Genomic DNA, 22,836 nt, shown 5'->3' with positions numbered 1-22,836 from the left:
TAGCCGCTTCAGAGTAGCATGTTTCTACCTTATGATTCGTTAGCAATTTGGAGTTTTATCATGCCGCCTCGCCGCTATAACCCTGACTACCGACGTGACGCGCTGTTGGAACGTATTAACCTGGATATCCCAAACGTTGTCGCCCAGGCGCTACGCGAAGATTTAGGCGGTCAAGTGGATGCCAGCAACGATATTACGGCTCAACTTTTACCGGAGAACAGCCGTTCTCATGCCACGGTCATCACCCGTGAAGACGGCGTTTTTTGTGGCAAACGCTGGGTTGAAGAGGTCTTTATTCAACTGGCTGGCGACGATGTCAGCATCACCTGGCACGTCGAAGACGGCGACAGCATCAAGGCGAACCAACCGCTGTTTGAGCTGGACGGTCCCTCGCGCGTGTTACTGACCGGCGAGCGTACCGCGCTGAACTTCGTGCAGACCCTGTCAGGTGTCGCCAGCGAAGTGCGTAAGTACGTTGATATCCTGGAGGGCACAAAGACCCAACTGCTGGATACGCGTAAAACCCTGCCTGGGCTGCGTACCGCGCTGAAATATGCCGTACTCTGCGGTGGCGGCGCGAATCATCGCCTGGGGCTTTCGGATGCCTTCCTGATCAAAGAGAACCACATTATTGCGTCTGGTTCCGTGCGTCAGGCGGTGGAGAAAGCCTTCTGGCTGCATCCGGATGTGCCTGTAGAAGTCGAAGTTGAAAACCTCGATGAACTGGACGACGCGCTGAAAGCCGGTGCCGACATCATCATGCTGGATAACTTTGAAACGGAACAGATGCGTGAGGCGGTAAAACGGACCAACGGCCAGGCGCGCCTGGAAGTTTCCGGCAACGTGACCAACGAAACGCTGCGGGAATTTGCCGAAACTGGCGTCGATTTTATCTCCGTGGGTGCGCTAACCAAGCATCTCCGGGCGCTGGACCTGTCCATGCGCTTCGCTAACGCGTAATCATTATACGGCCTGATAACGCGCTGCTTATCGGGCCTGTTTATTCCTTTCAATCACTAAAATCCTCGTCGAGCCTCGCAATCTCATTGCTTGCGACTGCAAACCGATAACATTCCTCTGAACCCGCCTTCCTGATTCATTTTTTGCTGCTCGCCTGGCGTGCCGGCGTTTGCCAAAGTGACGTCCACTCACTCAAGGAGCGAACAATGAATAAACAACGCGGATTTACCCTTATTGAACTGATGGTGATTATCAACAGTAAATTACTGTAATAATTAAACGCAGAAACAATATTTAACATGTTGATTATAATGAAATAAAAAAGAGGCTATAAAGCCCCTTCATAAAGTAGTATCAAGATATCGAAAGGATTCAGGAAACAAAGCCCTGTGAACCCTCTTCCTTTGCCCCTTGCCGCTATATCAGTTCTCAATGCTGCCAGTACTGACACTCTCAGCCGATTGTTAGCTACTAACCTTTTGTCAGAGGTGTATTTTTCGCCACTTTCGCAATGGTAGCTCTAGAGCAACCGATTAACGCCTGAATTTTGTTCCAGCTTTTTCCGTCAGACAGTAATTCTTGTACTTTATTGTGTAGACTCTCATCTACCGGGCGGCCTCGATACTTTTTCTCATTTTTGGCCTTTTCAATACCCTGCATTTGCCGTCTGCGGCGATCTTCGTAGTCTTTGCGGCTGATTGCCGCCAACATATCCAGCATCATTGAATTCATTGCTTCAAACATACGGGCGGTGAATTCGTCCTGAACATTTAAAAGCTGGTGGCTTGTGGGTAAATCCAACGACACGACTCTGATCCCCTTAGACTCAATAAGCCCTCGAAGGGTTTTCCAATCCTCACCAGTAAGGCGGCTGATTCGGTCAATTTGCTCACAAAGCAAAATGTCACCACGTTCTGCTATTTCCAAAAGCAGGAATAACTGAGGGCGTTGCAGGCTTGCACCTGATTCATTCTCTTTGAAGTACTTTGATACCTTCAGATCATGTGAATGGGCAAATGCCTCTAACTCATTAAAGGCTCTGCCTGCATCCTGCTCCTTCGTCGAAGCTCGAAGATAACCCCAAACTCTCATGACACCCCCCATCGGTCTGTTTTATGTGGTTCATTATATTTGGTTCATTTTAAGTTGTAAAGTTAATTTAATGAACCAGCCTTGCTGGTGGTCTGGATTGGTCTGCTTGATGTATACTTATTCGACACCAAGTTAATGGTGGATAAGCCTTCATTAGCAATTGATTGCCTCCGAAAATCTAGAACCAGAGTATGGTTAGCGAAAAGCGGAAGTGTAGCGTTACCAGCTAAGACAACTAACATAGAAATGGCGACTGAAGTCGCAGCAATTCACATCATGCTCAGGAAAGACTCATGTATGCACTACTAGATTTGCTGGTGAAATCAACAGTACGTTAGATTTGCATTTTCACTCTAGAATTTCAGTCATCTTTTCGGGGTTATGGATAATTGAATGCACACTTCGATTGAAGTACTCAGCCAAGCAAGTTTCAAGTCGGTACTCGGCAGACCAAATGAAGGCCAAATGGCCTTGACGCTTTTATGCCTTGTTGATTGGCCTGACGGAGTGCAAAGGCAATCATATGTAAAAATATTTACTAGGGAAGAAAGCATTGGTGTCTTCAACGAAGTTCTTGGATACCTGCTTACCAAATCAAATGATCTTCCTGTAGCCCCAAAAGCAGGCATATTGATATTGCCCGATGGTGTCATTGATTCAATTGACAAGCCCGTATCGCCAATTGCCTTTGTTAGCTCCAAGGTTACCGGACATTCTCCGGCTAGCTATTACAACATTGGTGATATGATTAAATTTGAGAGTCTTAGAAGGATTCTTGATGGATGGGAAAAGTTACATAAAACGATCGCTTTTGATGAGTGGGTCGCAAACCAAGATAGAAATTTAGGGAACTTGATCATTGATTCGCACAACCAAGTCACCCTTATTGACCACAGTAATATGCCTGTAGATCTCATGTGGTCTCCTGAAGACTTAGCCATAACTATCACCCCAGTCAATAAGTTAGAAATTGCCTTCCGAGCCGTGCCAACCCTTCCTCAAAAAATGGATATAGTAAATGGAGCTAACGGACAAACTGAAGCATTGGATATCGTAATAGCAGAGATTGCTTATTGGTGTGACAGGCTTCTGAATCCGCAAGCAAAAGATTGTTTATTGGAATTTTTGAGTCAACGTGCAGTTTTTTCAAAAGAAAGATTAAGCAGAAGGCTTGGCGTACTGGCGGGGGTCGCGTGATTAACTTTGATTCTATCCTAAATGAGCATTCACATCAGCCAATTGTTAAAGGTGAATGGTTTACAATTCAGTGGTGCCCTGATGTTGCCACAGGAGAAAAACTTAATATAGGTGTATGTTTTAAAGATAGTTTTGGAGGGGTATTTGTACAAACTCTTGAGTATTTTGATAGGATTTCTTGCTTATACTCTCATGGCATGATATTTCACCTTAAGTTGGCTTGTGAAGTAGCTAGGGAGATAGTACTTTCAGGGGAAGTATTTTTATCAAATCAATGCCAGAATTTAACTTTTAAAAACAATGGATATGCTCAAGGTGAATCAGCAGACGACATAGTATCTTCTCTGTTTTCAAATGTTGTTCCTTTATCGGTAAAAGTGACAAAAAAGAGAGAGAAAGTTTATACTCCAATTTCAAGAGATCGCCTTTACAATATAATGGATGGCTACCTCAAACAACACCTTGAATACGAAGAATATTTTGAAATGCGAGACCCATCCCCTTTAAAAAGAATTACACTGGGCCAACAATCGCAAACAATTTATCTTCCTTACAAAGCCAAGACCTCGCTCGGAACAATAGCATCAGCAGCCTATTCTGATGAAAATTTAGCCAAGTGTCATTTGTATGATGCACAAAGAGACATCTCGTTAGCTTTGAATAACTACGATGAGTATAAGTGTGGAGCGATTTTCATATTGTCTCCAAACAATGACCTCAAAGTAGACAAACGCGATCAAGTAGATTTAGAGATTGATAAGTTTTGTTGGTACTTGAAAACACAAGCTATAGAAACCGAAGTTGATAGTGACCCACATAGTTTATCCGACAGAGCAATCCATTGGTATCGTAGGAAGGCTGCGTGATGATATTCTTAGTTCGCAAGAAAACCGTCCTTTTGGCGGTTTTTTGTGCCGAGAATATTCAAGATTTCCAATCATTGATTTTTAATCAATGCTTGGTCGGTGAAAAGTTCGTTACTGAGATCTGAGTACACGGCATTTGGTCGGCGAGGTTGAACCTAATCAGACGAACGAGATTTTAAATCGTGCAGAAAAATACTGACTGTACTTTTATCTCAGTAAACGATCCCTTTAACTTTTCCCTGAAAAAAGATAAGAACAACCCTCACTTTTTCTTCCTCTAAACTAGTAGTAATTCTAACGTTAGACTCATAGTGAGCAACAATCGTATCACACTGATACATATGACATTTCACTCCATAACAAGCAACTTACCCACAAAATTCATGATGCATTAGTACTCGATCTATAATAGGATATACAGTTACTTACGAGGAATGCCATTGTTAGGAATAAAGATGAAACTTCCCAGACAAAGCATCATTAACAGATTCCCAGATTTGCATATTCATCAAACCATCGATGAAATTAGAGAACTCTTAACAAATGGATTTGATGATTCCCAAAAAACAATTTTTTTATGTGGGAAAGATAAATCTGACAAAAAAAGCCTTCGATACAAATTCTCAACTTTTCTTTCACAAGAGAAAGGTATTACTCTTACCTATCCAGAAGATTTGTTTGAGGATCTCCTTGAAGGTCAAGGAAAAAATAGCCTGCTATCTCTTGAAACGCAGCTTGCAGACTCTGTTGATCTGATAGTTCTTATACCTGAAAGTCCAGGTTCTTTCGCAGAGTTAGGTGCTTTTTCTATGGATAAGGCCTTAGCAGAAAAAATGCTAGTTATGAGGATGGGAGAGTTCAAGTCAGGTAAAAGTTTTATAAATCATGGTCCTGTAAGGCTAGTCAGAACTCATGGTGGGGAAATTTTTGACATCCCAAAAAACTTTGATGAAAAGAATCCTGCACATGTAAAAACAGTACTTGGAAAAATCAAACAAACGCTACCAAGTGGACGAAAGAAGAAAGAACTAGATAATATATTATTATATTCAAAACATGTTCTTCTTTTGATCTATCTTTTTGATGATTTGAATTTGCGTTCCGTGTACAAAACCATGGAATTGATAATGAATAGAAAATTCGAAAATCGAGACAACATTGCATGTAAAGCTGCAACACATTCACTCATAAGAGCAGGAATGATTAACCAGCAAGAAGGGTTATTCACCATAACTCAAGTCGGCTATGATGCAATAATTAATAGTTTCCATCTGAAATCATCACTCACTGAGCTAAGAACAAAAATCATGAATAAACAATATGCTAGACACTGATTAAGTTTCATCATAAAATTCTCGGGTGTGCTAGTTTTTAAGCAGGTGGCTTACTAGTCAGCTAGTTAAGTCCACAGTGGATGGAGAGTCTCTCCGTTCCCGCAGTTCATCACAGAGACAGCGTGATGATCGAGTCCCCCAACTCCCGCCCGCCGTGATTTGGGGGACTCGTACATCCGCCTTACGGAAGGATAATGAACATCCATACCTTCACAGGTATGTCTGTTCATCCTCCTTCCCCGCTGTAGTCGTTAAAAACTAGCACACAATTTCAGATAGAAATTACATCTCTGCTATGATGAAATAAAATGAATACTCATCAAGGAAAGTACACCCAGCAACTGTTATCTCTCCCTATTCTTGAGAATGTGGACGACTTATCACAATCCCTCAGACTTCCTAAAGAAGTTATATCCAAGTTTAGCTTCAATAATGATAGATACTATCACCGTATTGAAATGGAAAAAAAATCTGGTGGTATTCGTCACATCGAAAGCCCACTAAAAGAATTAAAAGCAATACAAAGATGGGTGTTACGATATATTTTAGATAAATTATCTCCTTCATCTTACGCGAAAGGCTTTGTTAGGAAAAAATCTATTCTTGACAATGCTAAACCGCATGAAGGAAATCAATATGTATTGAATCTTGATCTGAAAGATTTTTTTACCACTGTACAAGCATCGCATGTATATACATTGTTTAAGAACATAGGATACAACAATAACATAGCCTTTATACTTACCTCTTTTTGTACCAAAAGTGGATATTTGCCCCAAGGAGCACCAACTTCTCCTGCTTTATCGAATCTTGTTTGCTTAAGACTTGATCACCGTATATCTACTTATTGTAAAAAACGTGCTCTGACATATACACGTTATGCTGATGACCTTTGTATATCAGGTAATAAGATACTAATCTTACAGAAGGCATCTTACTTAATAAAAGATATCATTTGTGACGAAGGGTTTACTATAAACGCCAAAAAAGAAAAGTTCTTAGGTCCAAAGGTACGAAGAGAAGTTACAGGTTTAACTGTCACCCCTAAGATCACGATCAGTAAAAAGAATTATTGTCTCTATAGAAAAAGAATCTATGATCTTGTAAGGACAGAAACTCCAAACAAGCATGAAATAATAAAAGGAATATTATCTTTTGTCAGAAGTATCGATAAAGATAAAGGAAAAAAACTTTCTGTATTCTATCAGAACCAAATTACTCTCATTGCAGATAGTTAAAATCAATGAGGCCAAACTGATGGCCTCATTACTTACGGTCAGTTGAGGCGATTTAGTACCATATACTCTGGCTGGCACATACTCCCCCGTTCCCCTAACCAGTAATAATCCAGATCGGCGACATGCACATTGAGTCTCGAATCTACACGATTAATCTGTAATCGTAGACCTACAGTATTTTTGTAGGACAAACCTGATTTAACAACATATTTGTATTTAACCCCGATTTCTTCTTCAAAAGATATGAGATAAGGAGTGATTTGCTTTTGGATTTCTTTCAGACAAATAACTTCATTGCCAACAGTAAAGGGCGTTTCAGTTTTACCGTCAGGAATAGTAGCCGCAATTGTGGCTGATGGGAGTAACATTAACAGTACTGATAATGCTCTTTTCATCTATTCTTTCCCTTGAATAAAATCATTGTTTAGAACAAATTTGTGTAATCGTTGCATTATGGTTAAATTCAACATCAATTACTTTTATAGTGCTATCATTCAGTACTGATACAAAATAGTTACTTGATGAATTCCCGTACTTCCGAGAACCGTCTGATGCGATTTCGTTGAATTCAGCAGTATACACACTATCTTTATCACCTGGAATTGGCATTCGACTGATCAACTTATCATCTGAGATTGTATATTCAACTAAAATACCTTTATCTGAATAGTAACCAGAATCGCGTTTAGTTCCCTGTCGAGTTTGTGTTATTGCATCGAACTTATCACATTTATAAACATTGGTTTTGGCCTTTTCAGTATTGTCAGCCGTTGAAGCCTTTGCATCAGTACTTTTATCTTGTGAAACAACCCCTGCCCCAATCCCAATAGATACCATAAAAGCAATGAAACTCATTGATAAGGATGTAATCAACGCTCTGATCTTTCCATGGCCTCTATTTCTACTACGATTTGAAACTTTCTTATAAAAAAGTACCGAAATTGCTGTGCAGATAATGAAAACGATCAATCCAGACATACATTCTCCTCAGATTTCATTTACGTTAAGTTTCTCATAGCGTTCAGGCCAGATCGTACTAACGGGTACACCGATAAAATCGGCAATAATTCGCTCACCTTTCGGCCAATGTCTCTCAAGTACGTTGTAAAGTGTTCTTTCATGTAAACCGCTATCTCTGGATAGCTGTGCCAACGTTCCTCCTCGCTTCTTGATAGCTGCCAAGATATCGGCCCTATGCCAGTTCTCAGTACTAGCATTTTGCTCCTTTATCTGAGATTCTAACTTGTTGTGAATACTCATAATGACCACTCATTACTAACATTAAGAACATGATTGATCATTAAAAGGAATTCGTCAAATAAAAATGAGGAACAAAGTTCCTTTTAATGTGGTGGGTTGTGCATGGCTGGCAAAAAAGAAAGCGTTGAACAGTTCAGCGAAAGGTTAAAATCGATAGTACCTTCTGGTTCAGGGCGAGATTTCGCCAAAAAAGCAGGCATAGGGTACAGTACTGTCCACAATTATCTACAAGCTGTATCAAGCCCTACGCTTGAGAATCTTGTGCTTCTCGCTAAAGCTGGTGGCGTGTCGGTTGAATGGCTGGCTACTGGAAAAGAGTTTTCAAAATCGGCAAACACAGACCAAGCCGAAGAACTGTTGAAAATTCCTTTTATTGATAGAGATGATTTCCTTTTACTGGATTCAGGTGTTTTCCCTGATTTACAGGAAAAGGCCAAGTCTCTTGCTGCATTACGGGTCAGTACAGATGTAATGGAACCTACATTCTTAGTTGACAGTATTTTACTTATTGATCAACAACATAAGCAGTTAAAAGACGGTAAAGTGGTAGTACTCCACAAAGAAGGAAGCTACCTGTATAAGCGGGTGCAGGTAGTCCCTGATGGATACAATTTAAGCAGTGATAACACCAAATACAGTGCAATGATCGTCAATCAGGATTCACTATCCTCCTTTGATGTGCTGGGGGAAGTACTGATAGTATTGAATCATTTGTAGTCTGTGAGTCTGTGCCTACGAAGCCCTTTATACGTTCTTAATGCAATTCTGAGGCGATTTTCTATCAATGGCATGGGTTGGCACTACTTCTTGGTTCAATCGCCGCTAGCAGCATCCTATGCAATTTTATGAATCGGAATCAGGACGCTGCTTTGCGTGGTTCCCATTAGGCGAGTACTGACAATACTTTTAGTTCGAGGGATATAATTTAACCCTAAGTAATCAGGGGCAAGTGATCTTACCTCGATTCGAACTTATCAAAGAACTTCATGCGTTCTTCGCCTTTGTAGTCAAAACCTTGAGATTTAATCAGTTCTTTAAGTTCAGCACTGATGTTACCTGTTTTTTTGATCTCGTACATTTTCCCATCAACGGTAACATTAATGATTTCTCTTTGATTAGTACTTCTTACAGTACCGGACTTTGCCTTGCCATTTTTAATACCTAAAGAAGCAAGCAGAGCAGCCTTTACTGATTCATCTAAATGCAAAATCTGTTGCTTGATATCATCAACTTTACTTGCATCAAGCTCCTTCTTGTACTCGTGAGCAACAAGAGAAAGATTTCTTGATACACGATTCAACTGATCAATGAATTCATGAGGATTTTCTTTAAAAAGTTTATCAAACTCAGCTTTACAATCAGTTAACTTGAAGTTCTTCCCAGCAGTCCTTTCAATCAACTTCTTGTAGTCAGTATTTGCAAGATCATGCACAACATCAGTGTTTTTGCTCATTACACTCCCCTATCAATTATCAGTCATATACAAACCTATCATGAGATTACTTCATTCATAAAAAAACAACAAGAAGTTCATAGCAGAAACATTGATCATATTTCATTAAAGAATATCAAGTACTAACTTCGTTAGCACTCTCTAAAGTATGTTAAAGTACTTCGCTTGCTATCGCCGCTTGTACTTCAACATACTTATTAGCTTTGCTTCGTTTAACACGATCGTTCCTGACGAGATTTGTTTAGAAATTTCATCCCCCCACTCGGGGGATGAAAACAATAAAAAAGTACACGAATTGTGTACTTGATTTATTCTGACGATGATAGTCATCGAAATATTGTATTGCGATTTACTCAAATTTTAGACGGATCAATACCATCTAAAGCTATGAGTACGGAAGCGGGTTGCTCTGTATTCTCCCATATCGCAGTTCATATGCAACGGTCCGTGCTTTAAACATAACACGACTTAGTACTGAGTCTATACAATCAAACCAATACTTGTTTCTTTAAATTTTGGATGGTTCTATACTATATAAAATCCATCGCATTGTTTTAAAGAAACTCCCTTAACAAATTACTCAGGTGCGAACCTATATGTCTATCTAGAAAGTACTTATCTGTTTATTGTACTTTTTTATTGTGCCGCATTGCCGTAACTCCTGCGTTCCTTAGTATTTGGTATCGGATTAACGCTCGGGAAATTGGTACGGGTCTCATTTGCACATCGAACTGCTTGAACTTCTCAACTGCCATCTACATTTTCGATAGGATCAGGTTTTTAATCATTAGTACTTCAGTACTATCAAGCAGAGTTTTACATCTATATTATACCACATTATTTTAATTCGTTTCATTTATTTATAATACGACAATGTATTTACTACAACATTATACCATATAAGTAGATTTTATTTCACTAATAATAGTTTAACCATTATTAATTAAGTACTCAATTGATTTTAGATCATCATTTTGCACTGCCATAAAAACAACCTCTCCTGTCTTACTATTAATTACCATAGCTTGTTTCTCATTAACGCCGACATAACTCACAACCAGCATGATAGTATTATCATAACGCTTCATTTTTATATTTTTAATAACACGCTTAACCTTTACATTAAAATCAAGCCTTAACTTTGTATTTTTTGGGTCTAGCAAATCATCAGTATATGAATCTTTTAGATCATTAAAAGTTTCGTAGCCAATATTTAATTGTTTCAGTATAGTAATTTCATTTCGGATCTCACTAATACGACGTTGAATGTTTTTCAGTATACGCCTATCATTAGGGTCAGGTATGTCTTCTTTTTCAAGATCAGCTAGAATTTCATTGCTGTATTTTTCATTAGAAACTAACTCCATTGAAAGATAGTTTATTTTAACCTGTATGTCATTATCATCACTTCTCAGCATAGAGAAGTCAAAATTCCTGAGATGTTCTAGTAACGCATTCTCTACAATCTTGTACTTAAAACCTCTCTCTTTACATTTATCTATTTTTACAAGGCTTCCGCCACATCGAAAATATGTATCACCTTTTTTATCAACACTGTTAACTTGCACATATCTTCCACAATTCATACATATGCATAAACCTGCAAATAAATTATTTGCCTTTACATTTATCTTCCCTAATGGATTTCTTTGCTTTCTTAAATCATTAACCGCTTCAAATAATTCTGGTTCAACAACGACAGGGTAGATAGACATACCATCTAAAATTTTACGCCCTGTAGAATTAAACCTACCTATAAGCCTCTGATCTTTAATTATTTTCATTAAATGATTGATTGTTGGTTCTCTTTCATTTATCTGCATTCCTCTCTTTTTTAGCTCATCACGGATTGCTGCAGGCCCAAACCCGTCAGCATACATTTTAAAAATAAGATTGTACTTTTCTGACTCACCTTTTTTTAATACATATTTGTTATTTTTTACTTCAATCCAGGATGGCACGCGATGAGTTAAAACAGACGTTCCGTCGATGGTGTTTTTTATTCTTTCATCCCAATTTTTAATACTTAAACGAGCTTTGCGTTTACTTTCATTATGTGCTCGCTGTAAGCCGCCTGAAATAATATTCAGATCACTATATTGGTGATGTATCATTTCTGTTTCCACCTCATGGATATCGCATCCTGCATTAATCAGACTCAAGAACAACCCTGCTGCTCGGTTCGGTGCGGCTCTACTAAAACGGTCAAGGTTTTCAATGACTAATACGGAATTAGTGATCTTCTTCTGTAACACATCATCTATAAAGGTTTTCAGTACAGAACCATCTTCGATATTTTTTCCGCTATACGCAGACACACCTTCAGCATACAACCAACTTATGTCCCCCAACTCATAGCCACGGTTATGTTGAGAATCATCGTATGCAGCAACGTAATCTCGCAGCATTTCTTGCTGTCTCGACATACCATAGCCATCTTTAGCTTGTCCTCTCGAACTGACGCGAGCATAGCAATACACCGCTTTTTTCATTTAATTTTCCTAAGATCACAACAGTAATAAGCAGTATATCATGGTGGTGATCGGCATTATTGCCATCCTCAGCGCCATCGGCATTCCGGCCTATCAGAACTATCTGCGCAAAGCGGCGCTAACGGATATGCTGCAAACCTTTGTCCCCTACCGCACTGCTGTAGAACTCTGCGCCCTGGAGCATGGTGGCACAGACACCTGCGACGCAAGCGTCAACGGGATTCCCTCTCCCACAACAACGCGCTATGTCTCAGGAATGAGCGTCGAAAATGGAGTGGTTTCGCTTACTGGCCAGGAAAGTCTGAACGGGCTTAGCGTCATCATGACCCCTGGGTGGGACAAAGCAGAAGGCATTACGGGCTGGACGCGTAACTGCAACATCCAGAATGACAGCGCGTTAAAACAGGCCTGCGAAGACGTCTTTCGCTTCGATAGCCATTAAGGAAGCGCCATGAACACGACGCAACTCAGCGCGCTGTGCCAGCGCTACCAGGGGATATTACTTGATGCCAATAACGATGTGGTACACATTGCCGTCGAAGATGCCCCTTCTCATGAACTGCTGGACGCCCTGCATTTTGCCACGACTCGCCGCATTGAGATTGCCTGCTGGACGCGCCAGCAAATGGAGCAACACCAGCATCACGCCTCACCCGCGCTGCCGTCCGTGGTGCCTGAGAGCAGCGTCAGCGCGGCGGTTTTACTGGATAACACATTACAAAGTGCGCTGGCGAAACGGGCCTCAGATATCCACATAGAGCCTGCAGAGCATCACGTCCGTCTCCGCTTACGCGTGGACGGCGTGCTACATAGCTTACCCAATATCGCCAAAGAGACCGGTATCGCCCTGACAGCACGTTTGAAAGTGTTAAGCCATCTGGATATCGCGGAACACCGCTTGCCGCAGGACGGGCAATTTACCATTGAGTTGAACGGCGCTGCCGTCTCGTTTCGTATCGCCACCCTTCCCTGTCGTTATGGCGAAAAGGTAGTGCTACGGTTGCTGCATCAGGTAAATCAGGCACTGGATGCCTGCACGCTGGGTATGCACGACACGCAACTCTCTACCTTCCTCCACGCCCTGCAACAACCTCAGGGGCTGATCCTCGTCACTGGCCCCACGGGTAGCGGTAAAACGGTAACGCTTTATAGCGCGCTGCAAACGCGAAACGCACCGGAGGTGAATCTGTGCAGTGTTGAGGATCCGGTGGAGATTCCCCTCGACGGTATCAATCAGACGCAGATCCATCCCCGTGCCGGGCTGACCTTTCAGGGCGTCTTGCGGGCACTGCTACGCCAGGATCCGGATGTCATCATGGTAGGTGAGATCCGCGACGGCGAAACCGCAGAAATTGCTATTAAGGCCGCACAGACCGGGCATCTGGTGCTTTCCACGCTGCATACCAACTCAACCTGCGAAGCGCTGGTACGCTTACAGCAGATGGGGGTGGCGCGCTGGATGCTCTCTTCCGCGTTAACCTTAGTGGTCGCGCAACGGCTGGTCAGAAAACTGTGTCCGCACTGTCGACGGCTGAGTGACGATCCCCTTCGCTTACCGCCCGCATGGTACCCAACGCCGCTACCCCGCTGGCAGGCGGTTGGCTGCGAACACTGCTATCACGGCTTCTATGGTCGTGCAGCGTTGTTTGAATTACTTGCGATCACCGCTGAACTGCGTCATCAGATTGCCAACGACGCCTCAGCCGCAACGCTGGAAGCCCATGCAAAACAGGCAGGAATGAGCACGCTCTTTGAAAGCGGATGCCGCGCCGTCGATCAAGGGCTGACGACGTTTGAGGAACTGGTGCGCATTCTGGGTATGCCAGATGATCACTAAAAAGCTGTGGTACTGGCAGGGAATGAATCACGATGGCCTGCCCGGAGAGGGAACCCGTTGGGCGGAAAACCGACTCGTGTTGATGCAGGAACTTGAACAGCATCAGATAATACCTTTGCGCGTGAAATCCTTACGCGTAAAGCGTGCGCTCTGGCGCCATGACAAATCCACGGAAGTGATTCACCAGCTCGCTACGCTGCTAAAAGCGGGGCTAACGTTGTCTGAAGGGCTGGAATTGCTTGCCGGACAGCAACCAAGCAAGCAGTGGCAAGCCCTGTTAGGGAGCCTTGCAAACGAACTGGAACACGGTACGCCGCTCTCCAGCGCGCTGGCGCAGTGGCCTGACGTGTTTCCACCGCTGTATCAGGCGATGATACGCACCGGAGAGTTAACCGGGAAACTGGATGAATGCTGCTTTGAACTCGCCCGGCAGCAGAAGGCGCAAAAACAGTTAACCGATAAGGTCAAAAAAGCACTGCGCTACCCCATCATTATTTTAACGATGGCGGTCATGGTGGTGGTGGCGATGCTCCACTTTGTCCTGCCTGAATTTGCCGCCATTTACCGGACCTTTAACACGCCGCTACCTGCTCTCACTCAGGGGATCATCGCGTTTGCCGACTGGAGTCATCGCTGGAGTGGGCTGATTGTCCTGATGCTCGTCATGCTAATTGCAACCAACAGCCTGCTGAGCCGAAAGCCCGGCTGGCAAATGCTGCGCCAGAGAGGATTACTCCGCATGCCCGTGATGGGCCAGTTGATAAGGGGTCAGAAGCTCACACAAATTTTTACCATCCTCGCGCTAACGCAGACGGCGGGGATCGCATTTTTACCCGCGCTTGAGAGTGTGAAAGAGACGATTCAGTGCCCTTACTGGGCACTGCGCCTGGCCCAGGTACAGCACGATATCAGTACCGGCGTGCCCGTCTGGCAGGCACTCAAAAATGCGGAAGAATTTAGCCCATTATGTCTGCAACTGGTCAGGACCGGAGAAGCCTCTGGCTCGCTGGATATCATGTTGCGCAGCCTTGCCCGTCATCATGATGAACATACTCAGGCGATGGCTGACAACCTGGCGGCACTACTGGAACCCGCGCTGCTGGTGATTACAGGGCTTATCATCGGCACACTGGTCGTGGCGATGTATTTACCGATTTTCCATCTGGGCGATGCGATGAGTGGCGTGGGATAACGAAGGAAGTCGACAGCAGAACTGGCGCTCAATGCAGCGCCAGTTCCTGAGGAGGGTTACAGGCTATTGAAAACGCGGTTTTCTTGTTCCTGAACCCGGATAAACGTCGTACGTTTGGTCAGCTCTTTCAAACGAGAGGCACCGACGTAGGTACAGGCTGAACGCAGGCCGCCGAGAATATCACGCGCGGTGTTCTCCACCGGGCCACGCAGCGGCAGCTTGACGGTTTTCCCTTCCGCAGCGCGATACTGCGCAACGCCGCCGACATGACGGGTCATGGCGGATTCAGAGCTCATGCCGTAGAACAGCATGAATTTTTCGCCGTTTTCTTCAACGATTTTACCGCCACTCTCTTCGTGACCGGCCAGCATACCGCCAAGCATCACGAAATCAGCGCCGCCACCGAATGCTTTCGCCACATCACCAGGCATGGTACAACCGCCATCGCTGACAATCATTCCACCCAGACCGTGCGCCGCATCAGCACACTCGATCACCGCAGACAGTTGCGGATAACCAACACCGGTTTTCACACGCGTAGTGCAGACAGAGCCCGGACCAATACCAACTTTAACGATATCCGCGCCAGACAGAACCAGTTCCTCACACATTTCGCCCGTGACCACGTTACCGGCGCAGATGGTTTTGGTCGGCCAGGCTTCACGCGCTTTCGACACGAACTGAACAAAGTGTTCGGAGTAGCCATTGGCAACATCGATGCAGACAAAGTTCAGTGCCGGATCCAACGCCAGAATCTGTTTGGTCTTCTCGAAATCCGCATCGGACGTACCAGTAGAGACCATGACGTGCTTGAGTACATCGGCTGATGCCGAGCTCACAAAAGCCGTCCAGTCTTCAACGGTGTAATGCTTATGAACGGCGGTCAGCACATCGAAAGAGGCAAGAGCCGTTGCCATCGCAAATGTCCCGACGGTATCCATGTTGGCAGCAATAATAGGTACGCCGGACCAGGTCTGACCTGAATGTTTAAAGGTGAATTGACGTTCCAGCTCAACATCGGAACGACTTTTAAGGGTAGAACGCTTAGGGCGGATAAGAACGTCTTTAAAACCTAACTTCAGATCTTCTTCAATACGCATGTGCGGATTCCTGGGGTTAAGGGCTATTAGTATGAGAGCGCAACTCCAGTGACGCTATCATACGCACTAATCAATGCCGCGCAAGACTGCGAAATTCTCTTTTTTTACGCTACAATCCCATAAATTTACCTGGCGAATAGCGGGCACGCCCAGAGTCATCATCGCCAGTGTACGTTCAACTTTCAACCAATTGATTATCATAATGAATTCCCGGGAACCGAGCTTATGAGGTATACAGTAGCCTTAACTGGCGGCATTGGCAGTGGTAAAAGCACCGTTGCGAATGCCTTTGCTGACCTCGGAATTCAGATAATTGACGCCGATATTATTGCCCGCCAGGTGGTCGAACCGGGCAAGCCTGCGCTGGATGCGATTGCGGCGCATTTTGGCCCTGAACTGATTGCCGCAGACGGCACGCTGCATCGTCGACTGCTTCGCGAACGGATTTTTGCTGATCCGCAAGAGAAGGCCTGGCTCAGTGCCTTGCTTCATCCGCTCATCCAGCAGGAGACCCAACGTCAGTTGCAACAGGCGACGTCTGCATATGTGCTGTGGGTGGTGCCATTACTGGTTGAAAACGGCCTTTATCGCCAGGCCAATCGCGTGCTCGTGGTGGATGTCACCCCCGAGACGCAGCTTGCCCGGACCATGCAGCGCGATGACGTTACGCGCGCACACGTTGAACAGATTCTCGCTGCTCAGGCGACGCGTGAAGCACGCCTTGCCGTGGCAGACGATGTTATTGATAATAATGGCGCACCAGATTCCATCATGTCGGATGTCGCCCGCCTGCACGCACGTTATCTCCAGCTTGCGTCGCAGTTTGTCTCACAGGAAAAACCGTAATGCACACCCAGGTCCTTTTTGAACACCCTCTCAATGAGAAGATGCGCACGTGGTTGCGCATTGAGTTTTTGGTTCAACAACTCTCTGCACGCTTACCGATTGCAGAGAGTTCAGATGCTCTGCATTTCTTTCGCAATGCCGGAGATTTGTTGGACGTATTCGAACGTGGTGAAGTGCGTACAGAATTACTGAAAGAGCTTGAGCGCCAGCAGCGTAAACTTCAGGCATGGACAGAAGTCCCGGGCGTCGACCAGAGCCGTATTGATGCTCTGCGCCAGCAGTTAAAAACGGCCGGCAGTATTTTGATTTCCGCGCCGCGCATGGGACAATTTTTACGTGAGGATCGGCTGATTGCCCTGGTCCGCCAGCGTCTGAGTATTCCCGGCGGTTGTTGCAGCTTTGATTTACCGACGCTGCATATCTGGCTGCATATGCCACAGGCACAGCGCGATGCGCAGGTCGATAGCTGGCTTGCCAGCCTGCACCCGCTGACTCAGGCGCTGACTCTGATCCTTGATTTAATTCGTAACTCGGCACCGTTTCGTAAACAAACCAGCCTGAACGGCTTTTATCAGGACAACGGGGAAGACGCAGACTTACTGCGCCTGCAGTTGCCGTTGGGTTTACAGCTTTATCCGCAAATTTCCGGCCACAAGAGCCGTTTTGCGATCCGTTTTATGCCGCTCGATAGCGACAATGGCGTGGTGCCTGAGCGCCTCGATTTCGAACTGGCCTGCTGTTAAGGAGTTAAGATGTCTGAGACGATCACCGTAAATTGCCCCACCTGTGGCAAAACGGTTGTATGGGGTGAAGTCAGTCCATTCCGTCCGTTTTGTTCCAAACGTTGTCAGTTGATCGATTTAGGTGAATGGGCCGCTGAAGAGAAACGCATTGCCAGCAGCAGCGATCTTTCCGACAGCGACGACTGGAGCGAAACGAAAGAGTAAACAGAGTCGGTCTGGGGGATCATACGCCCCCACCGCGCGTTACCGGATGTCGGCGTCGCCTCATCCGGCCTACAGGTTTTGTTTTAACTTCGCAATCACGGGCGCATTCGCCGGAGGGAAATCCTCCGCCTGCAACATCCCGGCGGCAATCCATTTTCCAGGCTGCCCCTCTTTTCCCCACGGTTCACCTTTCCAGCTTTCCACCAGCCAGAACCACAGCGTGATATGCCTGTCCGGAAACTGATACTCCAGCTTCTCGAAAAGCGTGGCACCTACCGGCGTAATGCCCACCTCTTCCTGTAGCTCGCGGCTCAGCGCCTGCTCCGGCGTCTCTCCCGCCTCAATCTTTCCGCCTGGAAATTCCAGTTTATTCGCCATATGCGCGTCGGCCGCACGCTGGGTGATAAAGATTTCGTTATACGGATTACGAATAATCCCGACCGCGATGTTCAGTTTTTTCATATTGTCGTACCCATAAAAAAGGCGCAGTTTCCTGCGCCTTCAGACATCGTTATTATGCAGATCTTAGCTCAGACGGCCGTGGCACTGTTTGTATTTTTTACCAGAACCACACGGGCACGGATCGTTACGACCTACTTTACGCTCGCCCGTTTGTGCCGCCAGATCGGCCGCCGCAGCGCTGTCGTCGTCCTGATGGCTGAGCTGTTGCATCTGCGCTAAACGCTCCGCCTCTTCACGACGCTGCTGCTCCATGGCTTCAACTTCTTCCGGCATGCGAACCTGAACTTTGCTCAGCGTACTGATCACTTCGTATTTCAGTGATTCCAGCATAGAGGCAAACATCGAGAAGGATTCGCGCTTATATTCCTGCTTCGGATCTTTCTGCGCATAGCCACGCAGATGGATGCCCTGACGCAGGTAATCCATCGCCGCCAGGTGCTCTTTCCACAGGGAATCAAGCGTTTGCAGCATGACGCCTTTTTCGAAGTGACGCATCATCTCTGCGCCAACCACTTCTTCTTTGCGCTGATACACGTCGATGGCCTGCGCCAGAATACGCTCACGCAGTGTCTCTTCATGCAGTTCTGGTTCTTTATCCAGCCATTCTGCGATCGGCATCTCCAGATCGAAGTCATTTTTCAGGCGTTCCTGCAGACCCGGGATATCCCACATTTCTTCCAGAGACTGCGGCGGAATGTAAGCATCAATCGTGGCTTTGAACACGTCTTCACGAATGCTGTTGATAGTTTCACTAACGTCGCTTACATCCAACAGTTCGTTACGCTGGGTATAGATCGCACGACGCTGATCGTTGGCAACATCATCGTATTCCAGCAGTTGCTTACGAATATCGAAGTTGCGGCTTTCCACTTTACGCTGCGCGTTAGCAATCGCTTTGGTGACCCACGGGTGCTCAATGGCCTCGCCCGGTTTCATCCCCAGTTTACGCATCATGCCGGACACGCGGTCAGAGGCAAAAATACGCATCAACGCATCTTCCATTGACAGGTAGAAACGCGAAGAACCCGCATCACCCTGACGACCGGAACGACCACGCAACTGGTTATCGATACGGCGAGATTCATGACGCTCAGTACCGATGATGTGCAGACCACCGGACGCCAGCACCGCTTCGTGGCGAACCTGCCAGTCGGCTTTAATCTGTGCAATCTGTTCTGGCGTTGGGTTTTCCAGCGCGGCCACTTCAGCCTGCCAGCTACCGCCCAGCACAATATCGGTACCACGACCAGCCATGTTGGTGGCGATGGTCACCGCCGCCGGGTAGCCCGCCTGCGCGACGATGGCCGCTTCGTTGGCGTGGAATTTTGCGTTCAGAACGTTGTGCTTGATGCCCGCTTTGGTCAGTTCGTTAGAAACCACTTCGGATTTCTCAATGGAGATAGTCCCCACCAGTACCGGCTGACCATTGGCGGTACGCTCTTTAATATCTTCAATAATGGCCTGAATTTTTTCCGCTTCGGTCATGTAGACCAGATCCGGCATATCTTTACGGATCATCGGACGGTTGGTCGGCACCACTACGGTATCCAGTTTATAGATTGAGCTAAATTCGAACGCTTCGGTATCTGCCGTACCGGTCATACCGGCCAGTTTTTCATACAGACGGAAGTAGTTCTGGAAGGTGATCGAGGCCAGCGTCTGGTTCTCGTTCTGGATATCCACGCCCTCTTTCGCTTCAACAGCCTGGTGCAGACCATCAGACCAGCGACGGCCCTGCATGGTACGACCGGTGTGTTCGTCAACGATGATAACTTCGCCGTCTTTTACGATGTAGTCAACGTCGCGGGTGAACAGCGCGTGCGCGCGCAGCGCTGCGGTCACGTGGTGCATCAGCATAATGTTGCCCGGAGAGTACAGAGACTCGCCTTCATCCATGATGCCTTCTTTCACCAGCAGTTCTTCAATCAGTACCAGACCACGTTCAGTCAGGTTAACCTGGCGCGCTTTTTCATCCACAGAGAAGTGACCTTCACCCTGGAAGCTGTCAGAATCTTCTTTTTCCTGACGAATCAGGTGCGGGATGATTTTGTTCACTTTCTTGTACATTTCCGAGCTGTCTTCAGCCGGGCCGGAAATGATCAGCGGCGTACGCGCCTCATCGATGAGGATGGAGTCGACCTCATCCACCAGCGCATAGTGCAGTTTACGCTGTACGCGTTCTTCAGGGCTGAACGCCATGTTGTCACGCAGGTAGTCAAAGCCATATTCGTTATTGGTGCCATAAGTAATGTCGGCGGCGTAGGCTTCGCGCTTGGCTGGCGCAGGCATACCCGGCAGGTTGATCCCGACGGTCATACCGAGGAATTCGAACAGCGGACGGTTGTTTTCGGCGTCACGCTGCGCCAGATAGTCGTTCACGGTAACCACGTGAACACCTTTGCCGCTTAGTGCGTTCAGGTAAGCTGGCAGCGTTGCAGTCAGGGTTTTACCTTCACCGGTACGCATTTCCGCGATGCAGCGATCGTTAAGGACCATCCCACCGAGCAACTGAACGTCGAAGTGACGCATGCCGAAAACGCGCTTACTGGCTTCACGTACGACAGCAAACGCTTCCGGGATCAGACTCTCCACGCTTTCGCCTTTTTCCAGACGCGCACGGAATTCACCGGTTTTCGCTTTCAGTTCGTCATCGGAGAGTTTTTCCATCTCCGGTTCCATGGCATTGATCACTGCAACCGCTTTACGCATACGACGTAACGTACGATCGTTACGGCTACCGAATACTTTCGTTAATAATTTGATTAGCATATTGAAATCTCAAACGCCCCGCGATGTGGGGTCATAATAATGTATTGAAGTTTATTGGGTTTTTTAGCTGAGGCGTTGAGGGCCGGCACGGATCCCCTGCGCCTGGCTGATCCAGGCGGGAACGGTGAATACGGCCTGAGGCGTAAAATGGGCATACGTTACGCGCGACACACTTGCCGGAGGCGTACCTTCCTGCGTCAGCATCGCGCTGAGCGTGTTCAGTAAGGCTAAATGGTGTGCCTGAAGCGGTAACGGTTCTTCAGCAACGGGCAGCGCCTGCGGTGCCATTGCGAAGGAAAGATGACGGATGACCGTACGAATAGCATGCTGATGCCAGTAATCGACGGTGAAATTGGGGCGACGATTGCTCGCTTCCAGCAGCGCCAGTTGGCTGAAATTAACTCTAACGCGCTGTTCATGGCTACTGGCTGTCGCCTTTGCCGGCGTTGTTGGCTCAACGGTATTTCCGAGCGCGGGCAAGCCAAAACTTGCCGCGACCATCCCAAATAAGAGATGCGGCCAGAAGTAGCGTCTACCTAACTGTCGCCAGCGCGTCAGTATTCCACTCACGTTATTGCCATCCCAATCGTGTTATTCAAAACGTTTTTTGCGCACAAATCTTATCATTAATGCGCAGGCACTACAGCAGTATTGATGAGAAGTTACAGGCAAAAGTGCTTAAGAAAGCAGCGTTCGCACGGCATCGCGATTCAGTACGCGAAAGAACACAACCGAAAGGCACTTTTGCCAACAGGCAGGGAAGAAAATGTCAAAAAAAACGACTGGCTTACCTGGCCGGAGAGAGTGCCAGATTAACCAGTCGAATTTATGCGACAACCTGTGTCGTTATGCCAGTACGGTAGAAGGCGCTTTGAAAGCCAACGGCAGTTCTGCGTCGTCCTGGAAGGTCACATATTCCCAGGCTTCCTGTTTTGCCAGAACAGCCTGTAGCAGTTTGTTATTCAGCGCATGTCCGGATTTGTACGCGGTAAATGCACCGATAATGTTGTGACCACACATGAACAGGTCGCCAATGGCGTCGAGCATTTTGTGACGAACGAATTCATCTTCAAAACGCAGGCCGTCTTCGTTCAGTACGCGATAATCGTCAACAACGATGGCACAATCGAAGCTGCCGCCCAGGCACAAGCCACGGGACTGCAGATATTCGATATCACGCATGAAACCGAAAGTACGCGCGCGGCTGATCTGGCGCATGAACGCATCAGCAGAGAAATTCATCGCATAGCGCTGAGTGCTGGAGTCGATCGCCGGATGGTTAAAGTCGATGGTGAAATCCAACGTAAAACCATTGTACGGTCTGAACTCAGCCCACTTGTCGCCATCTTCGACCCGAACGGTCTCTTTGATGCGAACAAATTTCTTGGCACTGTTCAGTTCTTCAATACCGGCATCAAGCAGCAGGTAGACGAACGGAGCAGCACTGCCATCCATGATCGGGATTTCCGGAGCATCGACTTCGATAACAATGTTATCGATACCCAAACCCGCCAGAGCAGCGTTAAGGTGCTCAACGGTTGAAATCCGTACATCATGCTCATTAACCAGACATGTACAGAGCATGGTATCACGCACAGATTTGGCATCGGCCGGGAAATCTACCGGTGGATTCAAGTCGGTGCGACGATAGATGACCCCGGTGTTGGCCGGCGCAGGGCGTAATGTCAGGGTGACTTTCTTGCCGGTATGTAAACCGACACCAGTCGCCTGAACGATACGTTTAAGTGTCCTTTGTTTGATCATCGTATAATCTCGCCAAATTACCTATCC

Annotated in this window: 24 protein-coding genes; 13 read left to right on the top strand and 11 right to left on the bottom strand. The window is 46.2% G+C overall.

Features of this window, described 5'->3' with window-relative positions:
- Positions 1 to 60 precede the first annotated feature (60 nt).
- Both nadC and AOY24_RS25635 read left to right on the top strand, forming a co-directional pair.
- Positions 61 to 960, top strand: coding sequence for a carboxylating nicotinate-nucleotide diphosphorylase (gene nadC, locus AOY24_RS08090; protein ID WP_042997920.1), 900 nt, complete (start codon positions 61 to 63; stop codon positions 958 to 960).
- Between the two features lie 206 nt (positions 961 to 1,166).
- Complete coding sequence (locus tag AOY24_RS25635) at positions 1,167 to 1,232, top strand: prepilin-type N-terminal cleavage/methylation domain-containing protein (protein WP_072185381.1); 66 nt, start codon at positions 1,167 to 1,169, stop codon at positions 1,230 to 1,232.
- 199 nt (positions 1,233 to 1,431) lie between these two features.
- Here AOY24_RS25635 and AOY24_RS08085 read toward each other — a convergent pair whose 3' ends face one another.
- Positions 1,432 to 2,052 carry a recombinase family protein gene (locus AOY24_RS08085; protein ID WP_032664618.1) on the bottom strand — a complete coding sequence of 207 codons (621 nt, stop codon included), beginning with the start codon at positions 2,050 to 2,052 and terminating at the stop codon, positions 1,432 to 1,434.
- A 393-nt stretch (positions 2,053 to 2,445) separates the two neighbouring features.
- Here AOY24_RS08085 and AOY24_RS08080 point away from each other — a divergent pair, with 393 nt between their 5' ends.
- The 4 genes from AOY24_RS08080 to AOY24_RS08065 all read left to right on the top strand — a co-directional run bounded on the left by AOY24_RS08080 (position 2,446) and on the right by AOY24_RS08065 (position 6,687).
- Positions 2,446 to 3,249 (top strand): hypothetical protein, encoded by an 804-nt coding sequence (locus tag AOY24_RS08080; RefSeq protein WP_046624234.1) that lies wholly within the window; start codon positions 2,446 to 2,448, stop codon positions 3,247 to 3,249.
- Entirely contained in the window at positions 3,246 to 4,115 is an 870-nt protein-coding gene (locus AOY24_RS08075) for a hypothetical protein (RefSeq protein ID WP_054176454.1), read from the top strand. The genes AOY24_RS08080 and AOY24_RS08075 overlap by 4 nt, the downstream gene beginning before the upstream one ends.
- A 455-nt stretch (positions 4,116 to 4,570) precedes the next feature.
- Entirely contained in the window at positions 4,571 to 5,449 is an 879-nt protein-coding gene (locus AOY24_RS08070; RefSeq protein ID WP_046624277.1) for a retron St85 family effector protein, read from the top strand.
- 308 nt (positions 5,450 to 5,757) lie between these two features.
- Positions 5,758 to 6,687, top strand: a complete 930-nt coding sequence (locus AOY24_RS08065) for a retron St85 family RNA-directed DNA polymerase (protein ID WP_054176453.1) — start codon at positions 5,758 to 5,760, stop codon at positions 6,685 to 6,687.
- 38 nt (positions 6,688 to 6,725) lie between these two features.
- On the opposite strand, the gene AOY24_RS08060 is transcribed toward AOY24_RS08065, so the two are convergent.
- The 3 genes from AOY24_RS08060 to AOY24_RS08050 are packed head-to-tail and all read right to left on the bottom strand — an operon-like array spanning position 6,726 to position 7,947.
- The gene (locus AOY24_RS08060) at positions 6,726 to 7,082 is read right to left on the bottom strand and encodes a hypothetical protein (RefSeq protein WP_046624236.1); all 357 of its coding nucleotides are present in this window, start codon (positions 7,080 to 7,082) and stop codon (positions 6,726 to 6,728) included.
- Positions 7,083 to 7,104: 22 nt separating this feature from the next.
- Positions 7,105 to 7,665: a hypothetical protein gene (locus AOY24_RS08055; protein WP_054176452.1), complete on the bottom strand. Its 561-nt coding sequence runs from the start codon at positions 7,663 to 7,665 to the stop codon at positions 7,105 to 7,107.
- 9 nt (positions 7,666 to 7,674) lie between these two features.
- Positions 7,675 to 7,947 carry a helix-turn-helix transcriptional regulator gene (locus AOY24_RS08050; RefSeq protein ID WP_046624238.1) on the bottom strand — a complete coding sequence of 91 codons (273 nt, stop codon included), beginning with the start codon at positions 7,945 to 7,947 and terminating at the stop codon, positions 7,675 to 7,677.
- A 102-nt stretch (positions 7,948 to 8,049) separates the two neighbouring features.
- Between AOY24_RS08050 and AOY24_RS08045 the strand changes: the two genes are divergently transcribed.
- Positions 8,050 to 8,664 carry an XRE family transcriptional regulator gene (locus AOY24_RS08045; protein WP_052746233.1) on the top strand — a complete coding sequence of 205 codons (615 nt, stop codon included), beginning with the start codon at positions 8,050 to 8,052 and terminating at the stop codon, positions 8,662 to 8,664.
- 238 nt (positions 8,665 to 8,902) lie between these two features.
- Here the strand turns inward: AOY24_RS08045 and AOY24_RS08040 are convergent, their stop codons facing one another.
- Complete coding sequence (locus AOY24_RS08040) at positions 8,903 to 9,400, bottom strand: hypothetical protein (protein WP_046624240.1); 498 nt, start codon at positions 9,398 to 9,400, stop codon at positions 8,903 to 8,905.
- Between the two features lie 929 nt (positions 9,401 to 10,329).
- On the bottom strand, positions 10,330 to 11,892 hold the full coding sequence (locus AOY24_RS08035) for a recombinase family protein (RefSeq protein ID WP_072185379.1): 1,563 nt from the start codon (positions 11,890 to 11,892) through the stop codon (positions 10,330 to 10,332).
- Positions 11,893 to 11,932: 40 nt separating this feature from the next.
- Here AOY24_RS08035 and ppdD point away from each other — a divergent pair, with 40 nt between their 5' ends.
- Genes ppdD through hofC form a run of 3 tightly spaced genes read left to right on the top strand, consistent with a single transcriptional unit; the run spans position 11,933 to position 14,921 of the window.
- The gene (gene ppdD, locus AOY24_RS08030) at positions 11,933 to 12,334 is read left to right on the top strand and encodes a prepilin peptidase-dependent pilin (RefSeq protein WP_044329319.1); all 402 of its coding nucleotides are present in this window, start codon (positions 11,933 to 11,935) and stop codon (positions 12,332 to 12,334) included.
- 9 nt (positions 12,335 to 12,343) lie between these two features.
- The gene (gene gspE / locus AOY24_RS08025; RefSeq protein WP_054176451.1) at positions 12,344 to 13,729 is read left to right on the top strand and encodes a type II secretion system protein GspE; all 1,386 of its coding nucleotides are present in this window, start codon (positions 12,344 to 12,346) and stop codon (positions 13,727 to 13,729) included.
- The gene (gene hofC / locus AOY24_RS08020) at positions 13,719 to 14,921 is read left to right on the top strand and encodes a protein transport protein HofC (RefSeq protein ID WP_042997923.1); all 1,203 of its coding nucleotides are present in this window, start codon (positions 13,719 to 13,721) and stop codon (positions 14,919 to 14,921) included. Before gspE ends, hofC begins: the two co-directional genes overlap by 11 nt.
- A gap of 56 nt (positions 14,922 to 14,977) precedes the next feature.
- Here the strand turns inward: hofC and AOY24_RS08015 are convergent, their stop codons facing one another.
- Positions 14,978 to 16,021 (bottom strand): GMP reductase, encoded by a 1,044-nt coding sequence (locus AOY24_RS08015; RefSeq protein ID WP_042997924.1) that lies wholly within the window; start codon positions 16,019 to 16,021, stop codon positions 14,978 to 14,980.
- 225 nt (positions 16,022 to 16,246) lie between these two features.
- On the opposite strand from AOY24_RS08015, the gene coaE reads away from it, so the two are divergent.
- Genes coaE through yacG form a run of 3 tightly spaced genes read left to right on the top strand, consistent with a single transcriptional unit; the run spans position 16,247 to position 17,814 of the window.
- Positions 16,247 to 16,867 (top strand): dephospho-CoA kinase, encoded by a 621-nt coding sequence (gene coaE / locus AOY24_RS08010; RefSeq protein WP_044267409.1) that lies wholly within the window; start codon positions 16,247 to 16,249, stop codon positions 16,865 to 16,867.
- Positions 16,867 to 17,610 carry a cell division protein ZapD gene (gene zapD / locus AOY24_RS08005; RefSeq protein WP_042997926.1) on the top strand — a complete coding sequence of 248 codons (744 nt, stop codon included), beginning with the start codon at positions 16,867 to 16,869 and terminating at the stop codon, positions 17,608 to 17,610. The genes coaE and zapD overlap by 1 nt, the downstream gene beginning before the upstream one ends.
- A 9-nt stretch (positions 17,611 to 17,619) precedes the next feature.
- Positions 17,620 to 17,814 carry a DNA gyrase inhibitor YacG gene (gene yacG, locus AOY24_RS08000; RefSeq protein WP_042997927.1) on the top strand — a complete coding sequence of 65 codons (195 nt, stop codon included), beginning with the start codon at positions 17,620 to 17,622 and terminating at the stop codon, positions 17,812 to 17,814.
- A gap of 69 nt (positions 17,815 to 17,883) precedes the next feature.
- On the opposite strand, the gene mutT is transcribed toward yacG, so the two are convergent.
- The 4 genes from mutT to lpxC form a co-directional block, all read right to left on the bottom strand.
- The gene (mutT, locus tag AOY24_RS07995) at positions 17,884 to 18,276 is read right to left on the bottom strand and encodes an 8-oxo-dGTP diphosphatase MutT (RefSeq protein WP_044255459.1); all 393 of its coding nucleotides are present in this window, start codon (positions 18,274 to 18,276) and stop codon (positions 17,884 to 17,886) included.
- A 63-nt stretch (positions 18,277 to 18,339) separates the two neighbouring features.
- Positions 18,340 to 21,045, bottom strand: a complete 2,706-nt coding sequence (secA, locus tag AOY24_RS07990) for a preprotein translocase subunit SecA (protein ID WP_042997929.1) — start codon at positions 21,043 to 21,045, stop codon at positions 18,340 to 18,342.
- A 63-nt stretch (positions 21,046 to 21,108) separates the two neighbouring features.
- On the bottom strand, positions 21,109 to 21,615 hold the full coding sequence (gene secM / locus AOY24_RS07985; protein ID WP_042997930.1) for a secA translation cis-regulator SecM: 507 nt from the start codon (positions 21,613 to 21,615) through the stop codon (positions 21,109 to 21,111).
- A gap of 276 nt (positions 21,616 to 21,891) precedes the next feature.
- Positions 21,892 to 22,809 (bottom strand): UDP-3-O-acyl-N-acetylglucosamine deacetylase, encoded by a 918-nt coding sequence (gene lpxC, locus AOY24_RS07980; RefSeq protein WP_000595473.1) that lies wholly within the window; start codon positions 22,807 to 22,809, stop codon positions 21,892 to 21,894.
- Positions 22,810 to 22,836 lie beyond the last annotated feature (27 nt).

It is taken from the genome of Citrobacter sp. CtB7.12 (assembly GCF_001297795.1).
In the GTDB taxonomy this organism is placed as follows: Bacteria; Pseudomonadota; Gammaproteobacteria; order Enterobacterales; family Enterobacteriaceae; genus Citrobacter_A; species Citrobacter_A amalonaticus.
The sequence above is the reverse complement of the archived record's forward strand: the minus strand, read 5'-3'. Positions and strand labels throughout refer to the sequence as shown.